We start from the raw sequence: 12,715 nt of genomic DNA on the forward strand, positions 1-12,715 counted from the left end.
GCTATGAAAATTTATACGATTGGATTTACACAAAAGAATGCGGAAAAGTTCTTTGAATTTCTCAAGGTGTCGCAAGTTAAGACCTTGATTGATGTCCGTCTCAATAATCTTTCTCAATTGTCTGGGTTTGCAAAAAGGGATGACCTGAAGTTTTTTTTGAAAGAACTTTGTGGTGCTGATTATGTGCATTTGCCAGAGTTGGCACCTACAAAAGATATTCTTAACGCATATAAGAAGGGTGATATGCCATGGGGGCGATATGAGGATAAATTCCTTAATCTAATGGCACAGAGAAATATTGAGAAATCAATCACCCCATCGCTCCTAGACCATGGGTGTTTGCTGTGCTCCGAACACGAACCGCATTTTTGTCACAGGCGGCTAGTCGTGGAGTATTTAAACGAACACGCTGAATTGGACCTCAAGGTTAAACATTTATACTGATGAAAAAAGTCCTAGTTCTTTATCCGAAGCTTTTCAATTGCTACCAAAAGTTTCATAGGAAAGTTGAAAAAATACTCTCTGCCTCAGATGCGGTTGAGTTAATTTATCCATCGGATGATAATGATTTTATCCGGCGCATTTCTGATGAGAGCCAGAAAGTTGGTTCGACTCAGCGATCTGAGAATTGGAGTGTGAGCAACATAACCCACGCAATTGTTTTCGACGACGGTGAAGAGTTTCCAGAAGAAGTTAAGCTGCTTAAAGAAAATTCTGTTCCTCTTCGTTTGATAAATATAGCTATTACTCGGGTAATTAATATTAAGCGTGAGCCAGAGTATAAGGGGATAAAAAGCACGCCTGAGTACGAGTACATTGGGCGGGGATCGTATTGGGGCAACCCTTATTCAATGTATGAAGATGGTGAAGATAGAGAAGAGGTCATTAGAAAGTACAAGTACGATTTTGATTTTGAAAAATTTCCAAATAAGGAGAAAAAAGAGGTTTACAAGCTTGCTGGGAAACGTTTGGGGTGTTTCTGTAAGCCAGATTCGTGTCACGGAGATGTGTTGGCAGACTTTTTGAATTCATGGGATGACGGTAAGTGATCTCTTAAGAAAGCGCTGCTGTCGGAAAATTTTCGATGCGCTCAAAGTTTGCCACGGAGCGCGGCTTCAGACATCAGGAGAGTTGCGTGAAGCATCCTAGATTCAAAGGTATTGGCACTTTATATGCTGAAATAGAAAAGTGTGAAAAAGATTTGCTGAACAAGGAAAATGAGTTTAAAAGGATGTTTCAGAAGCTAAGTTTCGCAGACCCATCATTGGATGATGTCAATAGGCTTAGGTAGCAGCTGAGGGCTAAAGAGAAACAGGTTGTAAAAGCCAGGAGGCAGGTTGAACAAAAACAACATCAGAAATCTCGCAAGGTCAATGAACGACAAAGGACTAAGTTTGGAGGCCAAGCTAAGAAAAAAGAGCGGCTCGCTCTAAATCGAGCAATTAACAAAGAAATTCATGATCAGGAAAATATTTTGTCCCAGTTAAAAGGTTTGAGAATTGAGTTTTCCCCTGATAAAGAAGAAACAAAATCCGGAGTTGAGTTATTTATTTCCCATGCATCTGAAGATAAAGCAAATTTTGTTAAGCCACCTGCCGATGAGCTAATTGACTTGGGGGTATCTGTTTGGTATGACGAGTATACATTGCGCATTGGTGATAGTTTGCGCCGCTCAATTGATCAAGGCCTAGCTGAATCTAAGTATGGTCTAATTGTCCTATCTAAAGCCTTTTTCGAGAAAAGCTGGACTCAATATGAGCTGAATGGTCTGGTGATAAGAGAGATGGAAGGTGGTAAGGTTATATTACCCATTTGGCACAATATAACTAAGGATGAAATCATGAGGTTAAGCCCATCTTTAGTCGATAAAGTGGCGTTGAACTCAACGATGTTTGCTGTTCGAGAAATAGCTGGAAAAGTAGCTGATGCTGTGAAAAATACCTAGCAAAGTGTTCCAGTTGATCTCGTGTTTCATGAATTTTGGTTTTCAAAGTTGGCGCCAGCACTCGGCAGCTGAACTTTGTGTTAAGTCATTATTACGGATGATCGTGCATTTTAGAGCCTTGAAATATTCCTGCAGAAGATCCCGGGCACCTTTTCTCCGCTCAGTCACGGATGCTCGTTAGACGGTCAATGGTGGGTTAAGTTTACTATCGATATTGATAATCCGTATTCTTGGAAAGTCGTCCAAGAGTTGGGTCGTATATTGAATTGCTTGTCATTGAATGAGCGTCTCCCTACGGTATTTAAACCTGTTTCGCCGCCGCCTTACTTGAATGGTGGTCCAAGAGATTTTTTATCTTGGGTAATTGAGTGCTCAGACAAAGATTTCAAACCCGGTGCTATTGCCAAATGGCTCGAAGGGCGCATGCCACAACCTGTTGATGATACAACGCAGTGGGAACTGGACGAGTAGTGAAACCTAACTAGTGGTTCAAACCGTTCGCTTCGCTCGCTGGGACGCGCTAAAGCCTGTTCCTTAACCAAACTTTATGATTTCGCGCTTGGCCACCGGGCGTCTGCTCCCAAGGCGCCATGGTCTATCTTGTCCCTCATTGCCAGAGATCGGTGCGTTCACCCCGAGATGAAAGGACCAAACCCTTATGAGCTGTCTCTTTTGTGACATGGTGGCCGGGCGCGCGCCCTGTCATCGAATTTGGGAGGATGAGCGGCATCTCGCTTTTCTCTCCATCTTCCCCAATACCCGTGGTTTCAGCGTGGTGATCCCCAAGGCGCATCACGGTAGCTATGCCTTCGAGCAGGAAGACACGGTGCTGCGTGAGCTGATCGTGGCGACCAAGCAGGTGGCCAGGCGGCTGGATCGGGCGCTGGATGGCGTGGCTCGCTGCGGCATGTTCTTCGAGGGTTACGGCGTCGATCATCTCCACGCCAAGCTATTCCCCATGCACGGTACCGGCGCCGATGCGGGCTTCCAGCCGATCGAATCGCGGGTGGACAAATATTTCGAGCACTACGAAGGATATCTCTCCTCTCACGACTACCGGCGAGCTGACGATGCCGAGTTGGCCCGGCTCGCGGCGTTTATTCGCGAGGTCGACGCAGAGGGCCAATATGAATGAGTCGGCGAGATGTACAGCGCCCGCTGCCGCGGGTACGGTAGGCTTCCTACGAAAACTGTCTGCGCTCGGCAATACGGCGTTAAAAGTCGGTTCAGAGTGCTCATTTACACCCCGTAAACTCCGCCTCTTCTCCAATTTTTGCCTTAGCTACGCGCCCCGGTCTGGCCTTCGCTCGCTGACTTCTCGTGCAGACCCGTGTGGTGCGCACGCATGATGGCCTTCACACGATCTATCAGCTTGGGTGGTCTGCTCTGCGCATCCATACGTTGATGCCTGAGTTTTTGTATTTGTATACAGTGTCATTGGATCTGGCACGATGCGCAAGCATGCGAATTCGGCATAGGTAGCCGAGCTGTTGTGAGAAACCAGTTTTATCAATGGGTTAGGTAAAAATGGTGTGCTCGATAATATTGTTGAGCGTGCTAGCGCGTTCAAGTCACTAAGCGAGCGCGCTGTATAATCACTGTTAGCGACAACGGAGAATCATGAGTAATCTCGCTATTGTTTATCTGCACTTGGATTTTGACTTGTCTTACGATGACTTCGAGGCTACTCGTGAATATCTGATAAATGTTACGGGTCAATACTCATCAGTAATTTATCGGCAGAACTCTAATGTTCGGGTCGAGCTGCGAGATGGTAGCGTAAAAGCCTGGATTCTGGTCGCGGGATCTATATATTTGGCAATAGGCCAGTACGGGTCGTTTCGTTCAGGTGTTGATCAGGTAATAAAAGACGCTAAATCTGTAAAAGAGTTTATAACCGATACTCTAGTGAAAGATGGTGTGGATGAGAGCAGAGTTATTGAAGCAAAGCGGAAACGTTGCTTGCCAGATAAAATTCGACGGCTGTTCCTACGAATCGATCGATTTGAGGAGCGTATTGCTAATATGTCGCCGGCAGAAAAAGCTCGAGAGGCTGAGCTTATCACAAGAGTAGCTGAAGGAATTAGCTACGAATTAGACTATCAAGAAGATCTTGATCAGTTTCTCTCGTGTCTTGACGATCGCTTTAAACCAGCACCGGAAAGTCTAAAGCTAAAATATCATACTGCGATTAGAAAGGAAGGAGATTTCATGGGTCGACTGGTTGCTCCCTATAAAGCTAATGAGTTATTGATTGAGCCACCTCGAGGCTTTGAATCATCGAGCGCTAAAAAAGCGTTGCAGTTGACGTCTGCTCCGCTAGCGCTACGCAATCGCAACTGAACGCAAGCGTTATATTCAATAAGGGTCCGGGACGTTGGAATGGAATGCCGTCTTTCAGCTGGTAACAGCATCATTGGCGTCAATTGGCGTCGGCGGAGCTCTTGTTTTCGCTATGGCATCTTGGCTCGGCAAGGTCTGGGCCAGCCGCATTCTAGAAAGAGAAAGAACCGCTCTTGGCTCCGAGCTAGAAAAGACCAAGCGCGAGCTCGATGTCGTTAAGGAAACTACGCTGCGGTTCCAGAACGATAAAATCCTCACATATCGAGCAGTTGTCGATGTTGTTTCAAAAGTTCTAGCTTCCTTCGATTCTATCGAGCAGGGAAGGCTTTGCGCGGACGAGGCAGCATCCCGTTTCGATGAGTTCAACGAGCAAAGAATTCGAGTATATGGCTACTTGGCGATGCTGGCTCCTCAGCAAGTCATGGATGCTCAAGATCGGCTCATGGATCATCTGCTGTGCGTATCTCAGGGTGATGAGCCGTATGAATGGAGCAATGTTCGAAATCTCGCGATCGATCTATTGAACGAGATTCGGCGTGATATTGGCATCGATAAATCCCCAATTCAGTACAACGGGCAACTTTGAATATAACAATTCGTTCAAGTCGTTCGCCGCGCTTACTCGGACGCCCAGCACCCCGCGCCTTTTTGCGCATGGCTACGCCATGTTTGCGCAAACGACGCCCCATGCTGGCCACCGCTTCGCTCAGCGTTAGGTCTCCGCCAGAGATCGGTACGTTCGAGCTGAGATGAAAGGACCCACCCTTATGGGCTGTCTCTTTTGTGACATGGTGGCCGGGCGCGCGCCCTGTCATCGAATTTGGGAGGATGAGCGGCATCTCGCTTTTCTCTCCATCTTCCCCAATACCCGTGGCTTCAGCGTGGTGATCCCCAAGGCGCATCACGGTAGCTATGCCTTCGAACAGGAAGACGCGGTGCTGCGTGAGCTGATCGTGGCGACCAAGCAGGTGGCCAGGCGGCTGGATCGAGCACTGGCGGGCGTGGCCCGCTGCGGCATGTTCTTCGAGGGTTACGGCGTCGACCATCTCCACGCCAAGCTGTTTCCCATGCACGGTACCGGCGCCGATGCGGGCTTCCAGCCGATCGAATCGCGGGTGGACAAATATTTCGAGCGCTACGAAGGGTATCTCTCCTCTCACGACTACCAGCGTGCCGACGATGCCGAGCTGGCCCGGCTTGCGGCGTTTATTCGTGAGGCTGACAGCGACACTCAAGGGGAGTGAGTCGGGGAGATGTACAGCGCCGGCTGCCGCGGGTACGGTAGGGCCTCCTTATCCTTGATCCTTTCCTGTCCTGTCTGCGAGAGCGTATCTCATGTCCCATCCTGCTGATCCCCGTCGCTTTGCCGTGGCCTACTCGTGGCGCTGGCTGGCGCTTTTGTGTCTGGTGCTGGCCCTGTCGGGCTGTGGCGTCAATAACATCCCGACCCTGGACGAGAAGGTGAAGTCGGCCTGGGCCCAGGTGGAGAATCAGTATCAGCGCCGGGCGGATCTGATCCCCAATCTGGTCGAGACGGTGAAGGGCTACGCCCAGCAGGAGAAGGAGACGCTGACCGCGGTAACCGAGGCGCGCGCCAAGGCGACCTCGATCCAGGTCGATGCCGATACCCTCAACGACCCGCAGACGCTCAAGCGCTTCGAGCAGGCCCAGAGCCAGCTGACCGGCGCGCTGAGCCGATTGATGGCGGTCTCCGAGCGCTATCCGGATCTCAAGTCCAACCAGAACTTCCTGGCCCTGCAGTCGCAGCTGGAAGGGACCGAGAATCGCATCGCCGTGGCGCGACGCGACTTCATCCAGGCGGTGCAGGCCTACAACACCGAGATTCGAACCTTCCCGGGCAAGATCTGGCACAGCCTGCTCTACAGCGACATGCCGATCCGCGAGACCTTCGAGGCCACCAGCCCGAACGCCGACCAGGCACCCCAGGTCAAGTTCTGAGGTGCCAGTGGACCTTCGAGCCCGCCTTTCTTACTGCCACAGGAGTGCGCCCATGCGACACGCGATCTCGCTGACACTCGCCGTCTGGCTGGCGCTGTTCGCCGCGGTCGCGGTGGCAGCGCCGGATTTTCCCGAACTCACCGGGCGCGTGGTGGACAACGCCAAGCTGCTCGATGCCGGTACCACCAGCCAGCTCGACGCGATGCTGAAGGCGCATGAAGAGGCCACCGGCGAGCAGGTGGTGGTGGTCACGCTGACCGATCTGCAGGGCGAGACCATCGAGCAGTACGGCTATCAGCTGGGGCGCCACTGGGGCATCGGCCAGAAGGGTGAGGACAACGGCGCGCTGCTGATCGTGGCGATGGCCGAGCGCAAGGCGCGGATCGAGGTTGGCTACGGGCTCGAGGGCCGGCTGACCGATGCCGAGTCCTCGCGGATCATCAACCAGGTGCTGCTGCCGGCGTTCAAGCAGGGCCAGTTCGCCGCCGGCATCGTCGACGCCAGCCGGGCGATCATCCAGACTCTGGGCGGCGACCCGGGGGCCCGCGCCAGCACACCCAAACCCCAGCGTGACGAATCGCACCACCTGGGCGGCGCCGGGCTCTGGTTCGGGCTGCTGTTCTTCATCGTTATGCTGATCGTGCGTGGCGGTGGTGGGGGTGGCGGCGGAAGTCGCCGGCGGCGTCGGCGCGGCGCCATGGGCGGCGTGCTGCTGGGCGGCGGTCTGGGTGGTGGCTTCGGCGGTGGCGGCTTTGGCGGCGGCGGCGGCGGCGGTGGCTTCAGTGGTGGTGGTGGCGGATTCGGGGGCGGTGGCGCCTCCGGTGGCTGGTAACGAGCGAGGCGATGGCAGATGACGCTACTCAACGAACGTGAGCGGCAGCAGGTAGGCGAGGCGATCACCCGCATCGAACGCGATACCGACGCCGAGATCGTCACCGTGCTGGCGCGCCAGGCGGATGACTACACCTATATTCCGCTGCTGTGGGCCGGGCTGGCGGCGCTGCTGGTGCCGGGGGCCGTGGCGGTGGTAGCCAGCTGGCTGGGGCTGATCGCCGGTTTCGGCGCCTGGTCCCTGCTGCTGGTGCAGTGGGTGCTGTTCAGCCTGCTGGCGGTGGCGTTTCGCTGGCCGCCGCTGCTGACCCGGCTGATCCCGCGCCGGGTACGCTTCTGGCGCGCGGCCAATCTGGCCCGGCGGCAGTTTCTGGAGCAGAACCTGCACCGTACCGAGGCCGGGACCGGCATGCTGATCTTCGTCTCGGAGGCGGAGCGCTACGTGGAGATCCTGGTCGATCATGGCATCTCTCAACGCCTCGACGACAGCGAGTGGGGGCAGATCGTCGAACGCTTCACCGCACAGGTGCAGGGTGGGCGCACACTCGCGGGCTTCCTCGACTGCATCGAGGCCTGCGGCGAGCGTCTCAAGGTCCACCTGCCGGCGACCCATGAGCGCAACGAGTTGCCCAACCGGCTGATCATGCTGGAGTGAGCGGTCGAGCTGCCGCTATCGGGCTCTCGCGATCCGCTCATCCATACTGTCATACCTCCATACCGGGCCTGAAACGCAGACGCCACCGCAAGTGCGGTGGCGTCTGTGGTATAGCGCGTCTAGCGGGGTGGGCTCAGCGGTTGCCGCTGGCCGCGCCGCCGTTGCCGCCGGTGCGACTACGGCCGCCCCGCGAGCGGCGACGCCGCGGCGCCGTCGACTCGTTGCCACGGTTTTCACTGCTACGGTTGTCGTTGCTGCGGTTATCGTTGCCGCGCGGTTCGCCGTTCTGGCGCTGGCTGTTCGCACTGCGCTGACCGCCACCGCTGCGCTGCGGCCCTGAGCCGTTACGGCCACCACCCTGGCGACGCGGCGGACGCGGTGCGCGACCTTCGTTCTCGTCGACCTTGGGGCCGCCGCCCGGTGTCGGCTCGAAGCCGTTCACCGTCTGGCTCTCCAGACGCTGGCTGATCAGCCGCTCGATGCCGGCCAGCTCTTTCTTCTCGTCCAGGCTCACCAGCGAGACCGCCTGGCCGCTGGCCCCGGCGCGCCCGGTACGGCCGATACGGTGGACATAATCCTCCGGCACGTTGGGCAGCTCGAAGTTGACCACCTGCGGCAGCTGGTCGATATCCAGGCCGCGGGCGGCGATATCGGTCGCGACCAGAGCGCGGACATCACCATTCTTGAAGTCGGCCAGCGCCTTGGTGCGCGCGTTCTGGCTCTTGTTGCCGTGGATCGCCGCGGCCTCGATGCCCTGACCTTCGAGATACTTGGTCAGGCGGTTGGCGCCATGCTTGGTGCGGGTGAAGACCAGCACCTGCTGCCACTGGTGGGTCTCGATCAGGTGCGACAGCAGCGCCGGCTTGCGGCTCTTGTCGACCGGATGCACCCACTGGGTCACCGTGGCCGCCGCGGTGTTGCGCGGGGTCACCGAGACCTCTACCGGGTCGTTGACGATGCCCTTGGCCAGGTTGCGGATCTCCTGGGAGAAGGTGGCCGAGAACAGCAGGTTCTGGCGCTGCGCCGGCAGCACCTTGAGAATACGGCGGATGTCGTGGATGAAGCCCATGTCGAGCATGCGGTCGGCTTCGTCGAGCACCAGCACCTCGAGTGCTTCGAACGACACCGCTTTCTGCTGGTGCAGGTCGAGCAGACGCCCGGGGGTGGCCACCAGGATATCCACGCCGGACTTCAGCTTGGCGATCTGCGGGTTGATCTTGACCCCGCCGAAGACCACGGCGCTGGTCAGCGGCAGGTGCTTGCCGTAGGTCGCGACGCTTTCGCCGACCTGGGCCGCCAGTTCGCGGGTCGGGGTCAGGATCAGCGCACGCACCGGGCGGCCGTTGGGGCGCTGGGCTTCGGAAAGACGCTGCAGAATCGGCAGGGTGAAGCCGGCGGTCTTGCCGGTGCCGGTCTGCGCTGCCGCCATCACGTCGCGCCCGTCGAGTACGGCAGGGATGGCCTGGGCCTGGATCGGCGAGGGGGTGTCGTAGCCTTCTTCGGCCACGGCTTTCAGCAACGGGGCACTCAGGCCCAGTGAATCAAAAGACATTCGGTAATCTCTAGGTCGCGGCGGATGGCGTAGCGAAGCGGCTACGCGCTGCCGGGGAAAAGCCAGTGCTGGCAGGTGCGCCGTTGAGGCGCCGATCAGATGGGTCGTCAGAGTTATCCGCTTCGCGTGACGACGGCCAGACAGGTCATGGCGATGGCCGGCAGCTTAACGTATGTCTGCGTCCACCGCTATCCCGGTCACGCTTCGCCGCCCCTGCTGTCGTGGTGACGGGCTACACTAGAGTGCCTGTCGGACGCGCACTGCGCGTTGCGGAAAGGAATCAAACAAGGAGAACAGGATATGTCGATTCGCTGGAAATCCGCCCTGGCCCTGGGTGCGCTGGGCCTGAGCCTGGGGGCGAGCGTGGCGCCTCTCGCCATGGCCCAATCCGCTACGCCGGGGGCGACGCTGTGCACCAAGATTCCGGTGCCCTGCAACGCGGTGATCGCGCATCGTGGCGCTTCCTATCAGGCCCCCGAGTCGACCCGGCCGGCCTATCTGCTGGCCCGCGATCTGGGCGCCGACTATCTCGAACTCGACCTGCAGCGCACCCGCGATGGCAAGCTGGTCGCCTTCCACGACAACACCCTGGGACGTAACACCAACGTCGCCGAGGTCTTCCCCGAGCGTGCCGATGCGCCAATCTCCGCCTTCACCCTGGCCGAACTCAAGCAGCTCGATGCCGGCAGTTGGTTCAATGCGCACTACCCCGAGCGGGCCCGCGACGCCTACGCCGGGCTCGAGATCCTGACCCTCGACGAGGTGATCGATATCGCCGAGGGGGGCGCCAATCATCCCGGGCTCTACATCGAGACCAAGGTGCCGGAGCAGTTCCCCGGGATCGAGCGCGATCTGCGTGACAAGCTCACGGCGCGGGGCTGGCTGGGCGAGGGCGCTGGCGCCTGGGCTCCGGCCAGCGGCGAGGCGGTCAAGGTCGCCGACGGCAAGGGCCGGGTGGTGCTGCAGACCTTCTCCAAGGCCAGTCTCGCGGCGCTGGAGGAGACCATGCCCCAGGTACCGCGGGTACTGCTGCTGTGGCTGGGTGAGGGCGGTATCGACGCGGCGCCGAGCGAGCCCCAGGGCGAGCACGAGAGCGATGCCGACTACTACGCGCGCCAGCAGGTCGCCTCGCCGGCGGCCTATCAGGCGTGGCTCGATGTGGCCAAGGCGCATGGCGCCATCGGCGTCGGGCCCTCCACCGTGCAGCACGATCACGACGGGCCCTTCAGCAGCCAGTTCAGCTACATGGAGCTGGCGGCGCCGTGGATGGTGAGCCTGGCGCATGACGACGGCCTGCTGGTCCACGTCTACACCGTCGACGAGCCGGCGGATTTCGCCCGCTATCGTGACAACGGCGTCGACGGTTTCTTCACCAACCGCCCCGCAGCGCTGCTCGAGTTTCTCGGTCGCCCGGTGGGGGATCAGGGTGCCATCCTGACCCGCGAAGGCTTCTAGGATTCATAACCCCCAGGCGCTATCCGGGTAGGATGGCGCTGAGTCTTTCCACTTGATTCCCGGGCGCAGGGCTGCGCCCGGGCACTTTTTTCCATGAGGTTCGTCATATGTCCACCGACCGCCCCCAGGCCCAGCCCAGCGTCCAGATCGACAACGCCCGCGTGCGTGTCACCGAGTGGCGCTTCGCCCCCGGCGCCGAGACCGGCTGGCACGTGCATGACTGCGACTACGTGGTGGTGCCGCAGTGCACCGGCAAGCTCGATCTCGAGACCCTGGACGGCCACACCTTCTCGACGCTGGAGAGTGGGGTCTCCTACTACCGCGAGCGCGGCGTCGAACACAACGTGATCAACCCCAACGACGAGGAGTTCGTGTTCGTCGAGATCGAACTCAAGTAGCTGACAGGGTCGGGATCAAGAACAAGGGGGCGGGCCGGTGACCTTCGGCGTGGCGGCAATGATGTGGCTCGAGCCGTCCGCTGAGTACCTTCACGCAGGCTGGTGGGAACGTCTGCTGTCATGGGAATCGAGCGCATGTCCTTACTGTATTGGGCGCCGCTGGGCGTCGCCCTTTGTCATCTGATCGAAGAGTTCGCTTGGCCAGGCGGTTTTCGCCAGTGGTATGCCTGGTATCGGCCCGATATCGCCGCCAGCCTGACCCCGGGTTTTCTACTCCGAATCAACGTGATCATGATTCTGGTGGCGGTCTGGGTCGGTTACACCGGGCCGGCTTCCGCCGGTGCCATCATCTCTGGGTGGCTCGTGTTGATGTCGATTCTCGCCAACAACGCGCTGTTCCACCTGGTCGCCACGTTTCGCGGGAAGCGATATTCACCCGGTGTAGTTACCGGATGCCTGCTCTATCTGCCGCTGTTCGTCGTGGGCGTCATCCATTTCTGGATGACGCAGAGTGTGTCACTGACGGCCATGGTGCTGTCAGTGGCGCTCGGCAGCCTGTATCAGGCATGGTCGTTGCACACTCATAAACGGCGCAGCCGCGCGCATGGCATGAGCGGCTGACATATTGCGCCACGCCGCTTCAGGCGGGGGCGGCCATCGCCTGCTTGAGGTGCGCCACGAAGGCTGCCGTGGCCGCTGGCAGGGTGCGGTTGGTCAGAGTCTGTACCTCGATATGGCGGGCATCCATGCCGGCGTCGACGATGGGGATCGCCACCAGTCGCTGCTGCGCCAGCCGCTGGCGGATGGAGAGCTCTCCGGCGAGTGCGATGCCGCCGCCGAAGATGGCGCAGTTGAGCATCGACTCTATGTAGTTGCTGGTGAATACCGAGGTGAAAATCAGATTCTGCTGGCCGCAGCAGATATCGAACAGCTGGCGCAGGGTGGTCTCCGGTGGGGGCAGCAGCATGGCGTGGGGCTGCAGCTGGGCCAGCTTGAGATGCCGCCTTCCTGCGAGCGGATGCGCCGGAGACATCAGCGCCAGGATTGGTGAGCGCTGGCGATGCTCGACACGTACGTCGGGCTGCGGTGCCAGGCTGAAGGTGAGCCCGATATCGACCTCGCCCTCGCGCACCTGGCGGGTCACCTCGGCCGGTGACGCCACGTTGAGCCGGAACAGAATGCCGGCGTAGTCGTGGCGGAATTCGGCGATCGCCTTGGGCAGAAAATCGACCGCGAACCCCTCCGAACTGGCCAGCCGCACGGTGCCGCGCTGCAGCCCCCGCAAGCCCTGGATCTCGCCCACCACTCGCTCGCTCTCCAACTGCTGGCGCCGTGCATGCAGCGCCAGCAGCTCACCTGCCGCGCTGGGAATCATGCCGCGGGCGCGGCGCTCGAACAGCTGGGTGTCGAGCTCGGTCTCGAGCCGGGCGATCTGACGGCTGATCGCGGAGGCGGCGACGTTGAGATGCGCCGATGCCTCACTGATGGAGCCCCACTTGATCACCGCCAGGAAGTAGCGCAGGGCGGTCTCCTGCAACGCGCGATGGGAGCTGGCCATAGTGTGTTGCCCTGTTTTT

At 58.4% G+C, this 12,715-nt stretch carries 15 protein-coding genes; 13 read left to right on the top strand and 2 right to left on the bottom strand.

Translation table 11 applies throughout. From position 1 onward, the window contains the following. The first annotated feature begins 3 nt into the window (after nucleotides 1–3). The 10 genes from DOM66_RS13630 to DOM66_RS13670 all read left to right on the top strand — a co-directional run bounded on the left by DOM66_RS13630 (nucleotide 4) and on the right by DOM66_RS13670 (nucleotide 7,733). Nucleotides 4–444, top strand: a complete 441-nt coding sequence (locus DOM66_RS13630) for a DUF488 domain-containing protein (protein WP_110690565.1) — start codon at nucleotides 4–6, stop codon at nucleotides 442–444. Then, complete coding sequence (locus tag DOM66_RS13635; RefSeq protein WP_110690566.1) at nucleotides 444–1,049, top strand: DUF4326 domain-containing protein; 606 nt, start codon at nucleotides 444–446, stop codon at nucleotides 1,047–1,049. The genes DOM66_RS13630 and DOM66_RS13635 overlap by 1 nt, the downstream gene beginning before the upstream one ends. 425 nt (nucleotides 1,050–1,474) lie before the next feature. Next, nucleotides 1,475–1,945 carry a toll/interleukin-1 receptor domain-containing protein gene (locus DOM66_RS19810; protein ID WP_223161988.1) on the top strand — a complete coding sequence of 157 codons (471 nt, stop codon included), beginning with the start codon at nucleotides 1,475–1,477 and terminating at the stop codon, nucleotides 1,943–1,945. Nucleotides 1,946–2,603: 658 nt separating this feature from the next. Continuing rightward, on the top strand, nucleotides 2,604–3,080 hold the full coding sequence (locus tag DOM66_RS13645) for an HIT family protein (RefSeq protein WP_110690567.1): 477 nt from the start codon (nucleotides 2,604–2,606) through the stop codon (nucleotides 3,078–3,080). 485 nt (nucleotides 3,081–3,565) lie between these two features. After that, the gene (locus DOM66_RS19605) at nucleotides 3,566–4,288 is read left to right on the top strand and encodes a hypothetical protein (RefSeq protein ID WP_157959050.1); all 723 of its coding nucleotides are present in this window, start codon (nucleotides 3,566–3,568) and stop codon (nucleotides 4,286–4,288) included. Between the two features lie 34 nt (nucleotides 4,289–4,322). After that, nucleotides 4,323–4,874, top strand: coding sequence for a hypothetical protein (locus tag DOM66_RS13650; RefSeq protein ID WP_110690568.1), 552 nt, complete (start codon nucleotides 4,323–4,325; stop codon nucleotides 4,872–4,874). A 181-nt stretch (nucleotides 4,875–5,055) separates the two neighbouring features. Then, nucleotides 5,056–5,532, top strand: a complete 477-nt coding sequence (locus tag DOM66_RS13655) for an HIT family protein (protein WP_110690569.1) — start codon at nucleotides 5,056–5,058, stop codon at nucleotides 5,530–5,532. Nucleotides 5,533–5,623: 91 nt separating this feature from the next. After that, nucleotides 5,624–6,247 (top strand): LemA family protein, encoded by a 624-nt coding sequence (locus tag DOM66_RS13660; RefSeq protein WP_110674948.1) that lies wholly within the window; start codon nucleotides 5,624–5,626, stop codon nucleotides 6,245–6,247. A gap of 52 nt (nucleotides 6,248–6,299) precedes the next feature. Continuing rightward, nucleotides 6,300–7,079, top strand: coding sequence for a TPM domain-containing protein (locus tag DOM66_RS13665; RefSeq protein WP_110690570.1), 780 nt, complete (start codon nucleotides 6,300–6,302; stop codon nucleotides 7,077–7,079). An 18-nt stretch (nucleotides 7,080–7,097) separates the two neighbouring features. Next, nucleotides 7,098–7,733, top strand: a complete 636-nt coding sequence (locus DOM66_RS13670) for a TPM domain-containing protein (RefSeq protein ID WP_110690571.1) — start codon at nucleotides 7,098–7,100, stop codon at nucleotides 7,731–7,733. Nucleotides 7,734–7,866: 133 nt separating this feature from the next. On the opposite strand, the gene DOM66_RS13675 is transcribed toward DOM66_RS13670, so the two are convergent. Continuing rightward, nucleotides 7,867–9,285: a DEAD/DEAH box helicase gene (locus DOM66_RS13675; RefSeq protein ID WP_110674945.1), complete on the bottom strand. Its 1,419-nt coding sequence runs from the start codon at nucleotides 9,283–9,285 to the stop codon at nucleotides 7,867–7,869. A gap of 300 nt (nucleotides 9,286–9,585) precedes the next feature. On the opposite strand from DOM66_RS13675, the gene DOM66_RS13680 reads away from it, so the two are divergent. The 3 genes from DOM66_RS13680 (at nucleotide 9,586) to DOM66_RS13690 (ending at nucleotide 11,759) form a co-directional block, all read left to right on the top strand. Then, nucleotides 9,586–10,740 (top strand): glycerophosphodiester phosphodiesterase, encoded by a 1,155-nt coding sequence (locus DOM66_RS13680; protein WP_110690572.1) that lies wholly within the window; start codon nucleotides 9,586–9,588, stop codon nucleotides 10,738–10,740. Nucleotides 10,741–10,847: 107 nt separating this feature from the next. Then, the gene (locus tag DOM66_RS13685; protein WP_110674943.1) at nucleotides 10,848–11,138 is read left to right on the top strand and encodes a cupin domain-containing protein; all 291 of its coding nucleotides are present in this window, start codon (nucleotides 10,848–10,850) and stop codon (nucleotides 11,136–11,138) included. A 135-nt stretch (nucleotides 11,139–11,273) separates the two neighbouring features. Next, on the top strand, nucleotides 11,274–11,759 hold the full coding sequence (locus tag DOM66_RS13690) for an HXXEE domain-containing protein (RefSeq protein WP_157959051.1): 486 nt from the start codon (nucleotides 11,274–11,276) through the stop codon (nucleotides 11,757–11,759). A 19-nt stretch (nucleotides 11,760–11,778) separates the two neighbouring features. Here the strand turns inward: DOM66_RS13690 and DOM66_RS13695 are convergent, their stop codons facing one another. Next, on the bottom strand, nucleotides 11,779–12,696 hold the full coding sequence (locus DOM66_RS13695; protein ID WP_110674941.1) for a LysR family transcriptional regulator: 918 nt from the start codon (nucleotides 12,694–12,696) through the stop codon (nucleotides 11,779–11,781). Between the last annotated feature and the right edge of the window lie 19 nt (nucleotides 12,697–12,715).

The sequence above is a fragment of the Salinicola endophyticus genome (genome assembly GCF_003206575.1).
Classification (GTDB): domain Bacteria; phylum Pseudomonadota; class Gammaproteobacteria; order Pseudomonadales; family Halomonadaceae; genus Salinicola; species Salinicola endophyticus.